Origin of the sequence: Paenibacillus tepidiphilus (assembly GCF_008635795.1) — a bacterium.
GTDB classification, from domain to species: Bacteria; Bacillota; Bacilli; order Paenibacillales; family Paenibacillaceae; genus Paenibacillus_AQ; species Paenibacillus_AQ tepidiphilus.
The window spans coordinates 324,017-342,731 of the sequence record NZ_VWRQ01000004.1 but is presented as its reverse complement, the minus strand read 5'-3'; the positions used below and the strand labels follow the sequence as shown (position 1 = coordinate 342,731).

General features: G+C 53.5%; 20 protein-coding genes. 2 read left to right on the top strand and 18 right to left on the bottom strand.

Annotation, left to right across the window (positions count from 1 at the left end; genetic code table 11):
• Positions 1-11 precede the first annotated feature (11 nt).
• Both lexA and F1379_RS07495 read left to right on the top strand, forming a co-directional pair.
• On the top strand, positions 12-638 hold the full coding sequence (gene lexA / locus F1379_RS07500; protein ID WP_150268033.1) for a transcriptional repressor LexA: 627 nt from the start codon (positions 12-14) through the stop codon (positions 636-638).
• Between the two features lie 114 nt (positions 639-752).
• Positions 753-1,091, top strand: a complete 339-nt coding sequence (locus F1379_RS07495) for a L,D-transpeptidase (RefSeq protein ID WP_150268031.1) — start codon at positions 753-755, stop codon at positions 1,089-1,091.
• A 68-nt stretch (positions 1,092-1,159) separates the two neighbouring features.
• On the opposite strand, the gene F1379_RS07490 is transcribed toward F1379_RS07495, so the two are convergent.
• The 18 genes from F1379_RS07490 to mutL all read right to left on the bottom strand — a co-directional run bounded on the left by F1379_RS07490 (position 1,160) and on the right by mutL (position 18,290).
• The gene (locus tag F1379_RS07490; protein WP_150268029.1) at positions 1,160-1,732 is read right to left on the bottom strand and encodes a hypothetical protein; all 573 of its coding nucleotides are present in this window, start codon (positions 1,730-1,732) and stop codon (positions 1,160-1,162) included.
• Positions 1,733-1,870: 138 nt separating this feature from the next.
• Positions 1,871-2,089 (bottom strand): hypothetical protein, encoded by a 219-nt coding sequence (locus F1379_RS07485; RefSeq protein WP_150268027.1) that lies wholly within the window; start codon positions 2,087-2,089, stop codon positions 1,871-1,873.
• Positions 2,090-2,196: 107 nt separating this feature from the next.
• Complete coding sequence (locus F1379_RS07480) at positions 2,197-2,430, bottom strand: hypothetical protein (RefSeq protein WP_150268025.1); 234 nt, start codon at positions 2,428-2,430, stop codon at positions 2,197-2,199.
• Positions 2,430-2,639, bottom strand: coding sequence for a hypothetical protein (locus F1379_RS07475; RefSeq protein ID WP_150268023.1), 210 nt, complete (start codon positions 2,637-2,639; stop codon positions 2,430-2,432). Before F1379_RS07475 ends, F1379_RS07480 begins: the two co-directional genes overlap by 1 nt.
• 394 nt (positions 2,640-3,033) lie before the next feature.
• Positions 3,034-3,147 (bottom strand): sporulation protein YjcZ, encoded by a 114-nt coding sequence (locus F1379_RS29985; RefSeq protein ID WP_203457055.1) that lies wholly within the window; start codon positions 3,145-3,147, stop codon positions 3,034-3,036.
• A gap of 113 nt (positions 3,148-3,260) precedes the next feature.
• On the bottom strand, positions 3,261-3,674 hold the full coding sequence (locus F1379_RS07470) for a DUF6944 family repetitive protein (RefSeq protein WP_239004586.1): 414 nt from the start codon (positions 3,672-3,674) through the stop codon (positions 3,261-3,263).
• Positions 3,675-3,826: 152 nt separating this feature from the next.
• Positions 3,827-5,155 carry a type I glutamate--ammonia ligase gene (gene glnA / locus F1379_RS07465; protein WP_150268021.1) on the bottom strand — a complete coding sequence of 443 codons (1,329 nt, stop codon included), beginning with the start codon at positions 5,153-5,155 and terminating at the stop codon, positions 3,827-3,829.
• 30 nt (positions 5,156-5,185) lie between these two features.
• On the bottom strand, positions 5,186-5,596 hold the full coding sequence (locus tag F1379_RS07460) for a MerR family transcriptional regulator (RefSeq protein WP_019910684.1): 411 nt from the start codon (positions 5,594-5,596) through the stop codon (positions 5,186-5,188).
• A gap of 84 nt (positions 5,597-5,680) precedes the next feature.
• On the bottom strand, positions 5,681-6,934 hold the full coding sequence (locus tag F1379_RS07455; protein ID WP_150268019.1) for a methionine gamma-lyase family protein: 1,254 nt from the start codon (positions 6,932-6,934) through the stop codon (positions 5,681-5,683).
• A 156-nt stretch (positions 6,935-7,090) separates the two neighbouring features.
• Entirely contained in the window at positions 7,091-8,380 is a 1,290-nt protein-coding gene (gene hflX / locus F1379_RS07450; protein WP_150268017.1) for a GTPase HflX, read from the bottom strand.
• A 61-nt stretch (positions 8,381-8,441) separates the two neighbouring features.
• Positions 8,442-9,425, bottom strand: a complete 984-nt coding sequence (locus F1379_RS07445; protein ID WP_150268015.1) for an AAA family ATPase — start codon at positions 9,423-9,425, stop codon at positions 8,442-8,444.
• Positions 9,426-9,586: 161 nt separating this feature from the next.
• Entirely contained in the window at positions 9,587-10,246 is a 660-nt protein-coding gene (locus F1379_RS07440; RefSeq protein ID WP_150268013.1) for a YdcF family protein, read from the bottom strand.
• A gap of 3 nt (positions 10,247-10,249) precedes the next feature.
• Positions 10,250-10,804 (bottom strand): ribonuclease FAU-1 family protein, encoded by a 555-nt coding sequence (locus F1379_RS07435; RefSeq protein WP_150268011.1) that lies wholly within the window; start codon positions 10,802-10,804, stop codon positions 10,250-10,252.
• 251 nt (positions 10,805-11,055) lie between these two features.
• On the bottom strand, positions 11,056-13,689 hold the full coding sequence (locus F1379_RS07430) for a PBP1A family penicillin-binding protein (protein ID WP_150268009.1): 2,634 nt from the start codon (positions 13,687-13,689) through the stop codon (positions 11,056-11,058).
• Between the two features lie 141 nt (positions 13,690-13,830).
• Complete coding sequence (gene hfq / locus F1379_RS07425; RefSeq protein WP_150268007.1) at positions 13,831-14,070, bottom strand: RNA chaperone Hfq; 240 nt, start codon at positions 14,068-14,070, stop codon at positions 13,831-13,833.
• Positions 14,071-14,289: 219 nt separating this feature from the next.
• Positions 14,290-15,240, bottom strand: a complete 951-nt coding sequence (gene miaA, locus F1379_RS07420) for a tRNA (adenosine(37)-N6)-dimethylallyltransferase MiaA (protein ID WP_150268005.1) — start codon at positions 15,238-15,240, stop codon at positions 14,290-14,292.
• Complete coding sequence (locus F1379_RS07415) at positions 15,237-16,010, bottom strand: class I SAM-dependent methyltransferase (RefSeq protein ID WP_150268003.1); 774 nt, start codon at positions 16,008-16,010, stop codon at positions 15,237-15,239. The genes miaA and F1379_RS07415 overlap by 4 nt, the downstream gene beginning before the upstream one ends.
• Before the next feature lie 75 nt (positions 16,011-16,085).
• A complete protein-coding gene (gene mutL / locus F1379_RS07410; protein ID WP_150268001.1) occupies positions 16,086-18,290 on the bottom strand; it encodes a DNA mismatch repair endonuclease MutL in 2,205 nt (734 codons plus the stop codon).
• Positions 18,291-18,715 lie beyond the last annotated feature (425 nt).

The following is an 18,715-nucleotide window of genomic DNA, read 5'->3' as shown; positions in this document are numbered from 1 at the left end:
GGTTGATTCCGATGTCGAAGATTTCGAGTCGCCAGCTGGCGATCCTGGAATTTATACGTAATGAAGTCCGCAGCAAGGGTTATCCTCCGTCTGTCCGTGAAATCGGCGAAGCTGTCGGGCTCGCTTCCAGCTCCACTGTACACGGTCATCTGGACCGCCTTGAGAAGAAGGGTTTAATCCGCCGCGACCCTACGAAACCGCGCGCCATTGAACTGCTCGGACAAGAGGATTCCGAGAATGTCCATCAATTTGTCCAGACCGTTACCCGTGTTCCAGTTGTGGGCAAGGTTACCGCCGGGGTACCGATTACCGCTACTGAGAACATTGAAGATTATTTCCCGCTCCCGACACACTATGTAGGCGATAACAAGGTGTTTATGCTTTCTGTACTCGGCGACAGTATGGTCGAAGCGGGCATTATGAACGGTGATTATGTAATTGTCCGCCAGCAGCAGACAGCCGATAACGGCGACATTGTTGTAGCCATGACTGAAGATGATGAAGCAACCGTTAAGACCTTCTACAAGGAACGCGATCACATTCGTCTGCAGCCGGAGAATCCGGCTTATGAACCGCTCCGCCTGAACCGGGTGACCATCCTGGGCAGAGTCATCGGACTTTTCCGCGACATCCATTAAACTGCACTAAGACAAGCAGCTCCGCGTAATGCGGAGCTGCTTGTCTTAGTTATAGAGATGAACAGAAATCTGAATCGGCACATATCCTGTATCTAAAAGGAGCGCTGATCATTAATGCCCAACTACCGCATTATCGTTGACCTGTCACAGCGTATGCTCTACCTGCTGGACGGGAATGTGGTTACGCGCGGTTTTCCGGTCGGAATCGGTACAATGCTGACCTTGTCTCCCGTCGGAGAATACACCATCATCAATAAGCAGCCAAATCCCGGAGGACCGTTCGGCGCCTTTTGGATGGGTCTGTCCAAGCCGCACTACGGCATCCACGGTACAAACGACCCTTCTTCGATCGGACATATGGTCTCCCATGGTTGTATCCGTATGTATAATGAGGATGTTCTGGCATTATCCTCGCTGGTGCCAATCGGAACACGGGTTACTATCCGGGAGTAACTGTCACATGCTGAAATCTATAGCCCCCATGTGTAAACCCTGCTATCTGCCCTTAAGAGCCAGCAGGGTTATTCCGCGTCTGCGGCCTCATCATCTGAATAGGTCTGCTCATAGCCCAGTTCCGCCAGAATCGACTCTGCCAGCGCATACTGAGCTTCGATCGGCTCTTTAGCACGTCTTGAGAACTTGAGCGCACTGGCCGTTACTTTCTCGATCAGTCTGCGGCCTTGCGCTTTCGTAATTGCCACTTCCGCACCTGAACGGCCAACCACCTCGGACAAGCAGAAGAAAGCGATCCGCATACTGTAATTCTCTCTGCTCAGGAAATAAAAGAGGTAAGGGATATTTTTGAGCAGACGGTCTAGCCAGTTTGTAATCTCACGGATTTGATAGACTTCACGAGGATCATACTCATATCCCGTAAACACCAGCGAGACCCGTCCGCGATACCGCCGTTTCTCGAACTTTTTGAATTCGCGCAGGTAAGTCTGCAGTCGTCCTTGCTCGACATCTTCTCTGGAGATCTTCAGAAAGAACAGCTCCTGCTCTTCATGATCATTACTGGTATGCTGTGCGTCTTCTATTTCTGTATGCATCGTTCTCTCAGGCAAGGCCAAGATTTGTCGTAATCTTTCTTCCATACTGTTCACCTTCCGCCAAATATTCGGCCTTCTTCCACCCTGTATACGGGCTGCCGCTTGATCAACGTTTATTATACTACCAGCACAACCAACACTCAAAGAATACTAAAAAAGCATCCCGAAGGATGCTCCACTCTACTACAGCAAACTGCGCAGAATACGGATGGCAATAGCGTTCAGCCGCAGCGCTTCCCTTATGGATGCTCTGGCAGCCAGCAGCTCTCTGCGGGCCCGGCTTCCGCTCGGGACTCTGCGCAGGTTCTCGTTGATTTCCTCCAGTCTCTCCAGCAGCACAGCTCTTTGCGTACGCAACACCTGGATGGTCCGGCGAATTCTTCTACGTTCTCTATCCGTCATAATAACACCTCTTTTACTTGTGATAGTATAAGAGATGCCATTAATCAGATATTGGCTTGTGCGATCCGGCAGTTATAATCAATAGAGTCAGCTCAAGTTAACACCGGTTAATCTTCTTCACCAGATAAGCGGACACGGAATTCATACTCCCTCCGGTTGTACACCATACCGGCCAACAACACTTCGTCCGGGGTCCATCGCTGGATCGGTCCGGCATAATCAGCAATCACATGCGGCTTGCCCTTCACCAATTGCACTACATACACATTAGCTTCGCAAATCGCGGCCGCAAACAAATCGGCATCGGTCTTAAGCACCTTATATGTCGTATTGTTATTCATTACAGTTCCTCCCTACCAGTGGATTCGTAACGCTCGCGGATCTCGCGGTTCTTGGCGAATATGTATAAATCAAGCGCAGTAATACCTCTGCGGGCCAGCTTAATAACCAAGACGATGATATATATGCCCAGCACAAGCGACGCCAACCATAATATTAGCGGCAAAATAAATCCGATGACTGAAAAATGGTCTACCGTCCCTGACGACATCTACCCGGCCTCCTCAGCAAATCCAGCTTCATTGTAATTCAGCTTGCTCTTGTAGCCATAATAAACAATATTCCAGCCAATGGGTATGATTTCCTTCTCGTTCTGACAGCTTTCACGTAATTTCTCTGTAAAAAATTACGATTATCGTCATTTTGCATTAGGTTTACGCATTTTATGAAAGCGCAACCATGATAAATGGCATCGTTCTTCTTCTCCTTGTATTTCCTTATCTACTCCAATATAGCTGTCATCCGATGGGATGTAAATATGCTGGAAGTCATGATCTCAGCCAAGAGGACCTTTCCAGGCTTTTGCTGCCAGAACGGCAAATAGCCCGCCGGGAAGCTCCCCGCAGGCCATTTGCTGCAAATTGCTTAACTTCTAATCCTGCCATTTAGATATAGAATGCTTTGGTAATAATCACAAGTAAAATGAACAGTACCAGAATCGCTCCGGTAGAAGTCCACATATATCCGCCTGCTCCGTAGCCCCCAACATTTTCACCCATGCTAATTCCTCCCTCAGAATCAGTTTACAGCATAGCTTATGCGGGCGGTTGTTCCCGGGCCTGGGTGTTTCGGCAAACAAAACGGAACAACTGCCCCGATAGCTCACTCATAATTAACTTCTCGATTTGTTGCGTCTCGCAGCCGGGACCGTCTTACGCTTCACAGGTGGGACCGTCTTGCGTCTGGCGGATGAGCGTCCATTGCTGCCTGACGTATGCAGATCCTCAACACCGGCAACCACCTGCAGCGCATTCCCAACCGATTGGAGAAGGTTTCCTATTACCGTTAACTCATTCGATTCCTTATTACTGGCGGTGCTCCGCTGTGCTGCGGTCAATTCGGCCTGCGCCGCATTGGCTATGGACTGCATGGCATTGCCAATGATAGACAGCTTATTGGCCTCATCCTGCTGCTTTTTACTTTTGGAGAGACTTTTGGTTTGGCCCACTGCTGCAATATTGGTTCCTATTGCCTGCAGCCAAGCATAGGCAGCCAATTGCTCTTCTATACTTAACTTCTTGGCCAATCTCTTCATCCCGCTTCCCGTTCCGAAAAATAAGGTTTGTACAATATATTAGTTCCATTGAATATTGGTGCGGATGTGTATCCCGGTTCAAGAGAAAACAAAATGGCACAGTAAAAAACCCCCGGAGCCACAGCTCCGGGGGTTAATTCGTCTTAGTACAGCGTCATGTATTGATCGCGTTCCCACTCATGCACTTGCGTGCGATAGATGTCCCATTCGATTTCCTTCAGTTCGTAGAAATGGGCCAGAGCGTGTTCGCCGAGCGCTTCGGTAATCACCTGGCTGCGGATCATTTCACTGAGCGCTTCCTTCAGGTCAGCCGGCAGGCTTGGAATGCCTTCTTCGATCCGCTCTTCCTCGGACATCACATAGATGTTGCGGTCGATCGGTGCAGGCAGATCCATCTGGCGCTTGATGCCGTCAAGGCCTGCTTTCAGCATAACCGCCAGGGCCAGGTATGGGTTAGCAGCCGGGTCCGGGTTACGGACTTCGATGCGTGTGCTCAGCCCGCGGGATGCCGGAATACGGATCATCGGGCTGCGGTTGCTTGCGGACCAGGCCACATAGCAAGGCGCCTCATAACCGGGAACCAGACGCTTGTACGAGTTCACCGTCGGATTGGTGATCGCGGCAAAAGCACGGGCATGCTTCAGGATACCAGCCATGTAATAACGCGCAGTCTTGCTCAGGCCGAGCGTGTCGCTTTCATCATAGAATACATTCTCATTGCCTTTGAAGAGCGACTGATGGGCATGCATCCCGGAGCCGTTCATGCCAAAGAGAGGCTTAGGCATAAAAGTAGCATGCAGGCCATGTTGACGGGCAACCGTCTTCACAACCAGCTTGAAGGTCTGAATCTGGTCGGCAGCTTTGATGGCATCGGCATATTTAAAGTCGATCTCATGCTGGCCGGAAGCTACCTCATGGTGAGATGCTTCAATTTCGAAGCCCATTTCTTCCAGGGTCAGTACGATTTCGCGGCGGCAGTTCTCGCCAAGATCCATCGGAGCCAGGTCGAAGTATCCGCCCTGATCGTTAAGCTCCTTGGTTGGATTCCCCTTCTCATCGGTTCTGAACAGGAAGAATTCCGGTTCCGGTCCAACGTTCATCGCTGTATAGCCCATTTCCTCGGCTTCCTTCAGGCAGCGTTTCAGGATACCGCGCGGGTCACCGGCAAACGGCGTGCCGTCAGGCATGTATACATCGCAGATCAGACGGGCTACACGGCTGTCCGTTACCCAAGGGAAAATAACCCAGGTGCTGAGGTCAGGATACAGATACATATCCGATTCTTCGATCCGCACATATCCTTCAATGGACGAACCGTCGAACATCATTTTATTGTCGAGCGCCTTCTCAAGCTGGCTGACTGGAATTTCTACATTTTTGATCGTGCCGAGCAGATCGGTGAATTGCAGACGAATGAAACGGACGTTTTCTTCCTTGGAAATACGCAAAATATCCTCTTTAGTGAAGCTCACTTTACCCTCTCCCTTTCATGTCTCTTTATGTTATTTATTAAAAAACCGGGATAGCTCGCCTTGAATAAGTGACACTTGTCCCGGCCTTTTACCGGAAACCAACTCTTGCTTCAATAATCGGTGCAGCTGCGAATCGGACAACTCCCTGCGGCGAACCTCTGTATCAGGGGTAATAACCGTAGCTTCTTCGGATTCCTTCGAGACCGGATTCATCACCTGCTTGATGCCGGCGATATTGACACCCTTCTCAATTAAAGCCTTGATTTCGAGCAGACGCTCTACATCATTAAACGAGAATAACCGCTGATTGCCTGAGGTGCGCGCAGGTACGATCAAACTATGCTGCTCATAATAACGAATTTGTCTAGCAGATAAATCGGTTAGCTTCATTACGATCCCTATAGGAAATAATGCCATATTTCTGCGGATTTCATCACCCATGACTCATCCAACCTTCCAATGATCTTTTATCTCATCTCATTGTACATTTCGTATTCAGGCGTGTCAATGGTATGTAAGATATACTTACAGCAATTTTGAATCCCGCATGCGCTGCAGTGCCATCAGCACTCCGAACTTCACATGTGAATAGGTCAATCCGCCCTGCATATAGCCGATATATGGCGCCCGGATTGGCGCGTCGGCGGATAACTCCAAGCTCCCACCTTGAATAAAGGTTCCTGCCGCCATAATGACAGGATGTTCATAACCAGGCATGTCCCAGGGCTCTGGAACTACATGGCTGTCTACCGCTGCGGCGCGCTGAATCCCCTGCACGAAGGCGATCAGATGCTCCGGACCGTCAAAAGCCACCGCCTGAATCAAATCCGTACGCGGCTCGTTCCAGGCCGGCTTCGTGCGGAAGCCGCAGCGGGCGAATACCGAAGCAGCGAAGATGCTCCCTTTGAGCGCTTGTCCTACCGTGTGGGGAGCCATGAACAACCCCTGGTAAAGCCCGCGCGTCGTCCCCAGCATAGCCCCTACTTCCCCGCCGATGCCGGGAGCAGTCAGCCGGTAAGCCGCCAGTGTAACAAGGTCGGCACGCCCGCAGATATACCCTCCGGTTTCGGCAATCCCCCCGCCGGGATTCTTGATCAGCGAGCCGGCGACAAGGTCAGCGCCGACCTGGGGCGGCTCCATTTCTTCCGTAAACTCTCCATAACAGTTGTCTACGAAAACAATCAGTCCAGGTTTCAGACTTTTGACTTTAGCAATCATGTCACCGATTTCGGCCACCGTGAACGATGAACGCCAGTCATATCCGCGTGAGCGCTGAATGCCAATTACCTTAGTCTTCTCATTGAGCGCTCCGGCTACGGCGTCCCAATCAATGCCGCCTTCCGGATTTAATGCCGTCTCCCGGTAGCCGATACCGAAATCGGCCAGCGAGCCGGTTCCGTCCCCGGCTTCTCCAATGACTTTATGCAGCGTATCGTAGGGTCTTCCCGTAATATAGAGCAGTTCATCTCCAGGACGCAGCACACCGAACAGTGCCGTAGATATGGTATGCGTTCCTGATGCAAAATGCGGACGGACCAGCGCCGCCTCGGCTCCGAAGACATCGGCGTAAACCAGATCGAGAATTTCCCTCCCCCGGTCATTGTATGCATAGCCGGTGGACCCGGCAAAATGAAAATCGCTGACCTGGTGCCGCTGGAAGGCTTCAATGACCTTCCATTGATTCCGGTCGACAATGCGGTCTAAACTCTTGACCGCCTCAATGATCTCAAGCTCTGCGGCCTCTGCCGCCTGTAAAATATCATCTGCGAAAACTGCCATTTCCCCTGTTTCTCTCCTCATACCTGATTTTCTTGGGACAGCAAAGCTCGTCCCGCAGAAGCGTCTTCCGGATTCCGGCAGTACCGGAGCAAGAAGAAGCCTTGCGGGACCTGGTTTAACTATTGTACATGTAATTAACTTTTGGTTCTCATACGGTTACTGCTGATCTGCGTACTCGGCAAGCTTATATCCCAGCTTGCCGTAATCTTCCTTGTTTACACGGACGGTATACAGGACGTTATTTTCTTCATAATCGGTTTCAAGCACTTCGCCCACCTTGTAGAGCAGAGCAGACAGATCGCCGCGTTCTCCCGGGATGCGGAACCTCAAGGTGTCCCCCGCGAGCTCATCGGCGATAGTCTGCCGGATCCGCTCCTGGTCCTCCGTATCATAAGCACTGATCTTCAGATGTCCTGGCCCGCCCGGCAGCAATTGCAGCTGCTCCGGCGTGCAGAGATCCCTCTTATTATACAAGACGATCTGCGGCTTCCCGGCTGCGCCAAGCTCCTGCAGAATAGCGCCGACAACCTCCATTTGCTCCTCCCGCATCGGAGAAGATGCGTCAACCACATGCAGTACAAGCGTAGCTTCGTTCACTTCCTCCAGGGTCGCCCGGAAGGCCGCCACCAGATCGTGGGGCAGATTCTGAATAAAGCCTACTGTATCTGTGAGCACCACTTCTTTGCCCGCTGGCAGCTCCAGTATTCTTGAAGTCGGATCCAGCGTGGCGAACAGCTGGTTCTCAATATACACGTCGGCATCCGTAAGCTGCTTAAGCAGCGTGGACTTGCCGGCGTTGGTATAACCGACCAGAGCCACCTGGACGGCTCCGCTCTTGCGGCGGCGCTCCCGGTGCAGCTCGCGTGTCTTGACCACATCATCAAGCTGCCGTTTCAGTTCACCGATGCGGTCACGGATATGCCGGCGGTCTGCCTCCAGCTTGCTTTCCCCCGGACCTCTGGTCCCGATGCCGCCGCCGAGGCGGGACAGATTCTTGCCTTGTCCGGATAGCCTTGGCAGCAGGTAGGTTAGCTGGGCCAGCTCTACCTGGATAATCCCTTCCCGGGTCTTCGCCCGTCCGGCAAAAATATCGAGAATCAGCTGCGTGCGGTCAATAATCTTAAGATCAAGCGCCTCCTCCAGGTTGCGTACCTGGGCTCCTGACAGCTCCTGGTCGAAGATGGCCGTATTCGCCCCAAGGCCGTCGGCAGCCATTCGAAGCTCTTCTACTTTGCCTTTGCCGATAAACCATCTCGGGTCCGGCGTCTCTTTGTTCTGGCGCAGCACATCCAGCACTTCTACCCCTGCGGTCTCGGCCAGTTGGACCAGTTCCTGCAGGGAGAGCTCGGGATCAATGCCCGTCTGCTTGATTTTGTCGGTAACCAGACTTACCAGAATCGCCCGGTCCTGCATTTCTGTCGTCGTGTCATAGGTTGTTGGCGCCATTATTCATATGCTCCTTATTGCCCGTACCCCACCGGGATAATTCAATGTATTCTTGCCCGTCCTACAGCTTGAAATCCTCTGTGCGCAGCGTCATCAGCTCCTGCTTCCCCGGACTACTGCTCTCATAATGGGTAAGCAGCCGCACCGCCTGGGCGCGCACCGCCTTCTCAATGGCATTGCGCACATAGCGGGCGTTGCTGAAGGCATGCAGGCTTTCCGATTTCTCCAGCAGCACATGCTGCTTTAATTTAAGTATCGCTTGCGGCATCAGAATATAGTCGCGTTCCTTCGCCATCAGCTCGGCAATTTGCACCAGCTGGTCAATCGTGTAGTCGGGAAATTCCACTTGAATCGGAAACCGGGAAGGAAGCCCGGGGTTGCTCATCAGGAAATAATCAATTTCATCCGAATAGCCCGCCAGAATCAGGATGAACTGGCTACGGTGATCCTCCATGGATTTCACTAAGGTGTCGATGGCTTCTTTTCCGAAATCCTTGTCTCCGCCACGTGCAAGACTGTAGGCTTCATCGATAAAAAGAATACCACCGAGCGCCTTCTTGACCAAGTCACGGGTCTTCTGCGCCGTATGGCCGATATATTCGCCTACAAGGTCAGCCCGCTCTACCTCGATAAGATGCCCCTTGTTCAGCACGCCCATGCGTTGAAACAGCTTGGCGACTATCCTTGCTACCGTCGTCTTGCCGGTACCCGGATTCCCCTTGAACACCATGTGGTACGCCTGGCTGCCGCTGGCCAGCCCCGCTTCGCTGCGCATCTGGGCAACCTGCAGCAGGGCGTATATCTCAAATACAAGCTCTTTGATATTATCCAGTCCCACGAGCGCATCGAGCTCACGGCTCAGCTCCTGGAACAGCCCGCCATGGGCGTGACTTTTGGGCGATACTCCTCCGCTGTTCAAGCTTCTCCCGTCTCCTACGGCAGCAGCCGGGGATACCGGTGGCTCCTGCTGCCGCAGTACTACATTAATTTGCCGGGACGGTCTGCCTTCCTCTTGTCCGCTTGCCGCCGCTACGCGTCCGTTCACCTTGTTCACCTCATTATCCAGGGCTGACTGCCTTAACCACTTCTCTATTCTATAGTTATATTCCGTTTCAGAAGCGGTTATTAGCAGTTTCAGATTATTCCGGACAAATCGGCAGAGTATCCATTCTCCAGCGGCGCGTAGCTGTTCCTATTCTCGTGTTCTTACATAAAAGGCTGCTGCAGCTTCCATTTGGTATAAGCGAGAATCTCACGGGTTTTGTACTTGAGCATCGACATCACTTTACTCTCTGTTACGGCCAATGCAGGTGTCTGATATCCCAGCTCCTCCGCCATTTCCAGCGCACGCGTTCCATGGAAGCTGTGCGTGATGATGACCGCCGTGTTCAATTCTTCCTCCCGCATAATGGCCTGGCTGTAGCGGAGATTCTCATAGGTGTTGGTAGATTCGTTATCCAGATGAATAATATCCTCCGGCACGCCCTGTGACACCAGATAATTACGCATTCCTTCCGCTTCAGTAAACTTGTAATCCTCGTGATCCAGACCGCCGGAAACGATGAACTCCCCAAAGCTCCCTTGCCGGTATAGCTCAAGGCCATAGTCCAGACGCTCCTGCAGCCCCGGGCTGGGTTCATCGCCCCACATCGACATCCCCAGAATTATGCCCGCATCCGCTTTCGGCAGAGGTGACGCTGTTCTGGCGCTGTTGATATTGTTGAACACCACTGCAACCCACAGCAGACCTGCCGCAACTACCGCGACAAGCGCAATCAGCCACACCCGCTTGCGGCGGGAGCGGCGGCGCCTCCCCGACATTCTGCGAATCGGGGAGGATTCTTTTTGATACACATACCACTCCATAAGTTACTTCCTCCTGAATTCTCCGTGATGAAACAGCTCGGCACGGTGCTTCAACGAGAGTGTGAAATAGGGGAACGCATGAGCATCTATACTCCTCATGACCGTATCAGCGGTCTTCCAGGCGAGGTTATATTCGTGTTCGGTAATATCCTCGCGCTCCAGCGCCTCTTCCAGTTCATCCTCATCAAGCAGGAATACCTCGCCGTTCCACAGCACCACCACATCGAGATACAGATCATCAAACCAGGGGACTCCCTGATCTGTCACCCCTTGCACCTTACAGGTGTCGATGTACCATTGGACAATATTCTGGCGGTCATCGAACATGGCCGTCACAATATAATGGCTGTCCTTGGGGAAATACTGCAGCCAGGAATAGCCCTTGTCCGCGATGCGGTACGTATGCCGGCCATAGCTCTTCCAAAGCGGCTCTTTCAATCCGTAAATCGTATACAGGGTAATATAGCCGCTGAACTCCCGGGTCTCCACATAACGGCAGGCAAAATGGCGGCGCGTAATCCGTCGCCAGTTGGCCCGGTCTCCGAATTTACGTTTCATATAAAATTTCCCTCTCAACAAATGGTGTCTCCAGCTTAACATATTTAGAAGAGACACTCAAAACATCCTTTATCAACTTATGTAAAGGCGTAACCGGAACGAAAGTGTATGAGCATCAGATATTCCCCCCGGGCATGGATAGATCAGCTATTATATGTAAAAAAAAGCGGCTCCCCGTCGCCGAAGCGACAGCAGAACCGCTGTATTGCATTATGTTCATCTTTCGTCTGTGAGCCATGGGATGTTCAACTTTAAGGAGTGGTCACATCCGTCACGGCATCGGCGGCTGCGGGATCGGCTGTCACTACAGGCGTTGCAATCGTCTCTGTAGCTGCCGGAGTTGCCTGCGGCTCTTGGGTTGGCGGCGGCGGTGTTGCCGGAGGCTGCGTAGGCGTGCCGCCCCCACTGTTGCCTCCTCCATTTCCGTTGCCGTTGCCATTCCCGTTCCCATTACCATTGCCATTCCCGATCCCATTTCCGTTGCCATTACCATTACTATTTCCGTTACCATTGCCATTGCCGTTGCCGTTGTTCCAGCCGTCGCCCGGATCATCAACCCAGCCGTTGCTGCCATCGTCGGTTGGAATAGCCGGATCCATAGTCTCCACAGGCTCTGCGGAAGGCGGCGCCTCATCCTGTACAGCCACGGTCACGATCTCAGAGGCATCACTTTCCGTATCGAGCTCGGGATAATAGGCTGTTACGTAATACTCATAGGTGAGACCAGGCATCGCGCTGATGTCTCCAATATTGGTGTCTTGGGTACTCAGCAGCAGACTGTAATCCGACTCCGAGGTTTCCCGGCGGTACACCCGGTATTCCACCCCATCGGCCGGAGCTGCCTGCCAGCTTATATTGACCGTCAACGTCGATGGATCATAGGAGGCGCTGAGTCCGCTGACCGGCTGTACAGCACCTGGGGTCTCCGTTGGTTCAGTTTCGATTACACCCTTAGGCTGCGGGAATGATTTGGCCGGCACGCCTTCCAGCGCTTCTTCCATGACCTTGCCCCAGAACGCTGCAGCGAGCGGACTGCTGTTCTTGAGCAGGTGCTTCTTGCTCGGCTTATCGTAACCCATCCATACCGCTGCGGTCCATTCCGGCGTATAGCCGACGAACCACACATCACGGTTAGCGCTGATGCCTTCATAGCCGCTTTGGGTTGTACCGGTCTTGCCGGCAACAGGACGGTTGATCTTGGCTTTCTTGCCCGTTCCGTCCGTGACAACCTCCTGCATCATCTCCGTCATCTGGTAAGCCGTTTCTTCGCTCATGACGCGCTCAGGAGATGTGTTGGCCTTATAGACCGTCGCTCCGTCGCTGTTCTCAATCGATTTGATCGAATACGCCTCTCTTAGTTCACCGCCATTGGCAAAAGCAGTGTAAGCCTGGGCCATCTCCAGTGTGTTTGTACCCTGGCTCATCCCGCCGAGGGCAAGGGAGAGGTTCTTATCTTCATCGCTGAGCGAAATACCCAGTGATTTGGCGAACTGGAAGCCGGTATTCACACCGATTTCATTCAGCAGCCATACGGCCGGGATATTCTCCGACTTGGTTATCGCCTGGCTCATGCTGATGGTGCTCGAATATCCATGCAGGTTGCTCGGGCAATAGTTGCCGAAGCATTGCTTTTCGTTGCTAAGCATCGAAGAGCTGGTGAATTTGCCCGATTCCAGTGCCGGAGCATATGACACGATCGGCTTGAACGAGGAGCCCGGCGAGCGGCGGCTGTCATTGACGCGGCTAAAGCCTTTTTTCTCATAATTGCGTCCGCCCATCAAAGCCACAATACTGCCGTTCTCCTGATTGATGATCGTCATCGACCCCTGCACCAGTTCCTCGTCGACGCTCTCCTCGAAATTATCACTGTCGGCAAAGGCCGCTTCCACCGTCTCCTGGGCATGTTTGTCCATGGTCGTGAAGATTTTGTACCCGCCGATATTGAGATCGTCTTCCGACAGACCGAACTTATCCTCAGCTTCATCAATAGCAAAATCAATAAATGCCTGATACTTCTGCTTCTTCTCCGGCGGCTTGTAGTTGTAATCCACCGCCTTGGCTTCATTCATCTCCTGCTCGGTAATCTTCTGCTGATCATACATCAGCTGCAGAACTACAGCGCGGCGCTCCTTGGACAGCTCGGGATTGCGCAGCGGATTGTAGCGGGACGGTCCCTTCGGCATAGCCGCCAAGGTTGCCATCTCCCACAGCTTAAGATCCTTCAGATCACTTTTGCCAAAATAACGGATAGAGGCCGCTTTGATTCCGTAGGTTGTACCGCCGAAGTTGATCCGGTTCAGGTACATCGTGATGATCTCTTCTTTACTCTTTTCATTTTCCAGCGCCATGGCAATGGACATTTCCGTCGCCTTACGGAAGAAGGTCTTGTCGCGGGTCAGAAAGATATTCTTCGCCAGCTGCTGGGTAATCGTACTGCCGCCCTCCACCATGCTGCGCGCCATAACGTCCTTTACGGCAGCCCGGCCGATGGACCAGAAGTCCACCCCTTTGTGCTCGAAGAACCGCTTATCCTCGGTGGAGACAAAAGCCTGGACCAGTAACGGCGGAATATCTTCATACTCCACGGGGTCACTCTTCTCCAGCGACAGCTCGGCAATCAAATTGGCGTTGCGGTCAAAAATCTGCGTCGGCGGATTGACGGTAAGCTTATCCCGGTTCGCGTCCAGCAGCTTCTCGCCGTTCAGCAGGATGAACAAGTAACCGCCCAGTGCACAGATAATGGCCAGCACCATGGCAAAAAACATGGTCCACAGCACCCGCTTCTTCGTTAAAAACTTTTTCTTCTTCGGTTTCCCTTTGGAATTTGCAGGGCTCGAAGTTCTGGATCGATTCCGATTATTTCTGGACATATCATCTCTAGCCATGCTTCCTCCTGACTCCCTTTCGGAACTTTCTCTCTAAATGTAAGGTCACGAATGAAAAGAACAACCTTCGCAGGTTGCTCTCCGCACTCTCTATTCAAACGATTTATAAGCAAAAAGGTTTCGCTTCAAAAACATAAAATGTTATTCTTCGCCGCTGTTGTCCTGCATCAGCGATACGCTCCGCTGCGGCGTGAAGGTCGAAATCGCATGCTTGTACACCATTTGCTGACGCCCGTCGCTGTCGATCACAATTGTGAAATTGTCGAAGGCTTTAATGATTCCCCGGATTTGAAACCCGTTGGTCAGATATACTGTTGCAGGGATATTCTCTTTGCGCAGCTGGTTCAAGAACGTATCTTGGATGTTAATGGACTTGTTCATATGACGTACCCCCAATGGTTCAATTAGATTGTTCAAAAGTATATTCAAGACCTGAGAGAAACTTTCCTGCTATTATACCATGGCTCCGAGATACAGAGCAATTCAGGAGGGCCGGGAAGCTCCTAAGTATAATTTCGGCGGGCGAAGGAGTTCTCCTCTTTTTTATATGTTAATTCTTTAAAGCCCATTCCGTCAATCACAGGACAGTTCCCCTTTTAGCTACAGCTTAAGTTTCTCGGCTATTACGGCGCGGATGGCCAGCAGATGCTCAGCATAATTGGCTTCCTGAAAATCATCGATCCATACAATCTCCTTCATATGCCGGAACCAGGACAGCTGTCGCTTCGCAAAACGGCGTGTATCACGCTTCAGCAGGGTAACGGCGTCGTCGAGGGTCAGCTCACCCTCCAGATAAGCGGCGATCTCCTTGTAGCCCAGACCTTGCATCGAAACCATATTTCTGCTGCAGCCTTGGCGCAATAAACCTTCGACTTCCGCTACCAGACCGTTCCCCAGCATCTGGTCGATCCGTTCCTCAATACGCCGGTAGAGAATCTGCCGGTCCATGGTTAATCCGACCAGACACAGCTCATAAGGGAATTCCCGCTTTTGCGCTGCCTGGGTGGACGACAATGTCGTTTGGGTCTGATGGTGAATCTCCAGCGCGCGGATAATCCGGCGCCGGTCATTGGGATGCAGCCGGGAGGCACTCTCCGGGTCAACGGCAGCCAGCCGCGCATGCAGCGCTTCGGCCCCGTGCTCCTCGGCAAAGGCGTCCTGCGCCTGCCGGAAGGCCTCATCGGCTACGGCCGCAGAGAAACGGAATCCGTAACACAGAGATTCAATATACAGTCCCGTGCCGCCCACTATAAAAGGAAGCCTGCCGCGTCCGCTGATCTCCTCGATCAGCCGCCCGCCCTGCTCCTGGAATTCGGCTGCGGAATACGCTTCAGCAGGATCATGAATGTCGATCAGATGATGGGGAATTCCCTTCATTTCTTCAGGCCTGATCTTGGCGGTTCCGATGTCCATTCCGCGGTATACCTGCATGGAATCGCCGGAGATAATTTCGGCGTTATACATCTCCGCCAGCTCCAGGCTGAGCCTGGTTTTGCCTACCGCCGTGGGACCCAGAAGCACCAGCACTTTGCGCTTGTCCGTTGTTGTCACAGCTCGATCACCCCGTATGATGTTTTGGCGCTGCCGCGCCTTAGCTCCGTGAATCCCAGGCGGGTAAACTCCCCGCTCTGGGCCTTTTCCTTCAGCACCACGCGCTTACGTGCGACCCTAAGCGCCTCTGCAACACTGCCCTCTGCAAGCGCCTCGGGATTCGCGAAACGGCGGAGCGGGGAAATCGCCGCTGAATCGGTCAGCGGCGAGCGGAACATCGGGTCGAAATATACAATATCTGCGCTGTTATCCGGCTGCGCCTGTAAATAGGAGTAATGATCGCTATGTACAACATGGATGCGGCGCAGCGCGCCGTCCACTTCCGCCAAGCCGGACACATAGCTGTCCATGCCGCCAAGCAGGAGGGAGTACAGCGGCAAGGCGCTCTCCAGCGCCGTCACCTGCGAATGCTCCCCTCCATAGACGGCGAAGAGCAGCGAATCGCTGCCCAGACCGGCCGTGCAGTCGAGCACACTGTCTCCGGGCTGCATGCCGGCGGCTTCGATCAGCGGATCGGGCTCGCCTTTGAGAATCCGTTTGGCCCGGATAAAGCCCATGCTGGGATGAAACTCCAGCGGTTCCGCGCCGGAGACCAGCAGCCTCACGGTCTCCTGCAGCACAACCAGTATTTCCCGCCCGTCATATCGCTTGAGCAGCTTCGCTGCCGAGGTGCCGCCGCGGGGCACGTAATCGGCCCCTATGTGTTCGGCCAGCCGCAATGCGCGCTTCTCAATATCCGGTATCGGGTCAAAGCCCGTTGTTATAATCATGATGCCTCCGTTCAGTACACTCATTACGCACTTTACAGTATATAGTTAATGTCTCTTAAGATATCAGCATCGTCATTACATGACACGCTTAAACAGCTTCTCCAGATCGTAGGCCGAGAACGATACAACAATCGGCCGCCCGTGCGGGCAGGTGTACGGCTGGCGGCAGGCAGCCAGTCTGCTGAGCAGTGCGGACACTTCCTGTTCGGTCAGCTTCTGGTTGGCTTTAATCGAAGCCTTGCAGGAGCAGAGAATCGAGGATTTCTCGCGCAGCTTCGCCAAATCAATGGCCCGCTCACTGAGTACCCATTCCGCCATTTCCTCGACAATCGCCTTCTCCTCTCCTTCCGGGAACCAGTAAGGCAGGGAACGGATCAGAAAGGTCTGTCCTCCGAAGTGCTCCAGATACACACCAGCCTGCTCGAACCAGTGCAGCCGCTCGCTGAGCTGGCGGCTCTCCGATGGCGTAAATTCCAGGGTAATCGGCAGCAGCAGCTCTTGAGAGGCGTCCGCCGGCTGTCCGAATTTCTCATAATAATATTCGTAATTAATCCGCTCATGCGCTGCGTGCTGGTCGATCAGATACAGCCCGCTGTCATTCTGGGCAATGATATAAGTGCCGTGATGCTGTCCGATATAGTTCAGCTCCGGAAACTGCGGCAGGCCGGGCTCCAGACTGCCCGCTGGAGCGTACAGCTCTTCCGGTACCGGATACCCGCTCCTGCCGGGCGCAGCCGGAGCACTCTGGCGGTACCCGCCGGAGACTTGCGGCCGCGCCTGCGGCTGATAGGCCCCGTAACCGGCCGATGCCTCCCGGGCCTGCGGCTGCCACGGCTTCGCAGCGGGTGTATCCGCTGCTTGCGGCAGCGGTGCAGCGCCGGCAGATTGGCGATCAGGACCGCCGGAGGGCAGGTCCGCGCTATCTTGGAGATGGACGCCTCCATCTCCGCTGCGGAAGTGATCCGCCGGACGCGGATCGGCCAGAGCAGCCGCACCGGAAGATGCGTCCGCCCGTAATGCGTCGGGGTGCGGCACGTCGGTGCGTGATGCGTCGGTGCGTGGTGCGTCGGTGAGCGGCGCGTCGGTGCGTAATCCGTCGGCACGTGGTGCGCCGGGATGCGGCACTTCAGCGCGTAAACCGTCCGTGCGTGGTGTGTCGGGGCGTCCGTCCGCGCGAGAAAAGTTCTCCGCCGGCAAAGCCGCCTGCGGTTTCGGGAACGCGAACTGCTCCTGGATAAAGGAGCTGCTGTTCTTGCCCCCGATGACCTCTTTAGTCGGGCGGGGAATCAGGTCCTGTCCGAGCAGCACCTTGCGCAGCTCCTGCTCGACGAAGGCGTATAGCTCAGGCTCTTTGCTGAACCGCACTTCCAGCTTGGCCGGATGCACGTTCACGTCAACGAGCGACGGATGCATATCCAGACTGAGCACCAGCAGCGGGTAGCGGTTAATCGGCAGAAGCGTATGATAGGCCCGCAGAATCGCTGCATTCAGCCCGTTGCTGCGGATATAACGTCCGCCGACGATGGTCGTTACCGCGTTGCGGTTCGAGCGGGTCCACTCCGGACGGCTGATATAACCGGAGATGCGGTAATCCGGGTCCTCGGCATCGACCTTCAGCATGGCCTTGGCGGCAGAGGTGCCGTAGACAGCAGCAATGACCTGCAGCAGGTCACCGTTGCCGAGCGTATGCAGCAGCTGGTTGCCGTTATGCTGCAGCGTGAACGAAATATCCGGATGTGCCAGCGCCATCCGGTACATCGCATCGGAGATATGCCCCAGCTCCGTCTGAATGCTCTTCATATATTTGAGCCGGGCAGGTGTATTGTAGAACAGCTCGCGCACGGCAAGCTCACTGCCTTGGCCGGATGGTGCGTCTTCACTGCGGAGCAGCTTGCCGCCTTCAATCTCGACCAGGCGGCCCTTGCCGTCATCCGCGCTTGCTGTCAGCAGGGACAGCTTGGAGACGGCGGCAATACTGGGCAAAGCTTCACCCCGGAAGCCCAGGCTCGTGATCTGGAACAGATCGCGACCGTTGGCAATCTTGCTGGTGGCGTGCCGGTAGAACGCAGTCTCGCAATCCTCCGGCTCAATGCCGGAGCCGTTATCTTTAACGCGGATGCTTTGCAGTCCGCCTTCCTCCACCGAAACCTCAATCCGCGTACTGCCCGCATCAATCGCATTCTCCACCAATTCCTTGACGACGGAGGCCGGACGTTCGACGACCTCACCGGCAGCAATCTGGTTGGCAATATGCTCGTCCAGCACATGAATTTTGCTCATATCTTTCACCTCGCTAACTTGGCTATGGAGCCAAACAATGAATGGTAATATTTGATTAAACAAAACTAATTCTATGTCCGCTTAAGGCAGTTCGCCGATAAGACCGGAAAGTGACTGCAGTAAGCTTATGTGACTTTCGGCCGCTGCCCGCTCCCGCGATTTTCGGATGAATAACGCTATTTGCTGAATAATCCACGGCAGCCAGCTCTATATCGTTTTGATGAATGAAAGGCAGCGCCTGTTCGCAGGCTTTAGTTGGAAAATCGCCACTTAATTCCACACATTTGGAGGTAGATCGCAACTCTAGTTGGATAATCGCCACTTAATATGGTTGTAAATCAATCATCACAGCAATTTTGTCCAAATTAAGTAGCGATAATCGAATTAGATTAATGAAATCCGTAAAAAAGGAAGAATTAGTGTGC

Excerpts from the sequence above, each read along its gene's own strand:
- lexA (WP_150268033.1), top strand. The coding sequence starts at position 12 with ATGTCGAAGATTTCGAGTCGCCAGCTGGCGATCCTGGAATTTATACGT.
- F1379_RS07430 (WP_150268009.1), bottom strand. The coding sequence starts at position 13,689 with ATGGCTAGAGATGATATGTCCAGAAATAATCGGAATCGATCCAGAACT.
- F1379_RS07435 (WP_150268011.1), bottom strand. The coding sequence starts at position 10,804 with ATGAAACGTAAATTCGGAGACCGGGCCAACTGGCGACGGATTACGCGC.
- F1379_RS07490 (WP_150268029.1), bottom strand. The coding sequence starts at position 1,732 with ATGGAAGAAAGATTACGACAAATCTTGGCCTTGCCTGAGAGAACGATG.
- F1379_RS07455 (WP_150268019.1), bottom strand. The coding sequence starts at position 6,934 with ATGGCAGTTTTCGCAGATGATATTTTACAGGCGGCAGAGGCCGCAGAG.
- F1379_RS07475 (WP_150268023.1), bottom strand. The coding sequence starts at position 2,639 with ATGTCGTCAGGGACGGTAGACCATTTTTCAGTCATCGGATTTATTTTG.
- F1379_RS29985 (WP_203457055.1), bottom strand. The coding sequence starts at position 3,147 with ATGGGTGAAAATGTTGGGGGCTACGGAGCAGGCGGATATATGTGGACT.
- F1379_RS07460 (WP_019910684.1), bottom strand. The coding sequence starts at position 5,596 with ATGGGTGATGAAATCCGCAGAAATATGGCATTATTTCCTATAGGGATC.
- F1379_RS07485 (WP_150268027.1), bottom strand. The coding sequence starts at position 2,089 with ATGACGGATAGAGAACGTAGAAGAATTCGCCGGACCATCCAGGTGTTG.
- mutL (WP_150268001.1), bottom strand. The coding sequence starts at position 18,290 with ATGAGCAAAATTCATGTGCTGGACGAGCATATTGCCAACCAGATTGCT.
- F1379_RS07440 (WP_150268013.1), bottom strand. The coding sequence starts at position 10,246 with ATGGAGTGGTATGTGTATCAAAAAGAATCCTCCCCGATTCGCAGAATG.
- hflX (WP_150268017.1), bottom strand. The coding sequence starts at position 8,380 with ATGGCGCCAACAACCTATGACACGACGACAGAAATGCAGGACCGGGCG.
- F1379_RS07495 (WP_150268031.1), top strand. The coding sequence starts at position 753 with ATGCCCAACTACCGCATTATCGTTGACCTGTCACAGCGTATGCTCTAC.
- F1379_RS07415 (WP_150268003.1), bottom strand. The coding sequence starts at position 16,010 with ATGATTATAACAACGGGCTTTGACCCGATACCGGATATTGAGAAGCGC.
- hfq (WP_150268007.1), bottom strand. The coding sequence starts at position 14,070 with ATGAACAAGTCCATTAACATCCAAGATACGTTCTTGAACCAGCTGCGC.
- F1379_RS07480 (WP_150268025.1), bottom strand. The coding sequence starts at position 2,430 with ATGAATAACAATACGACATATAAGGTGCTTAAGACCGATGCCGATTTG.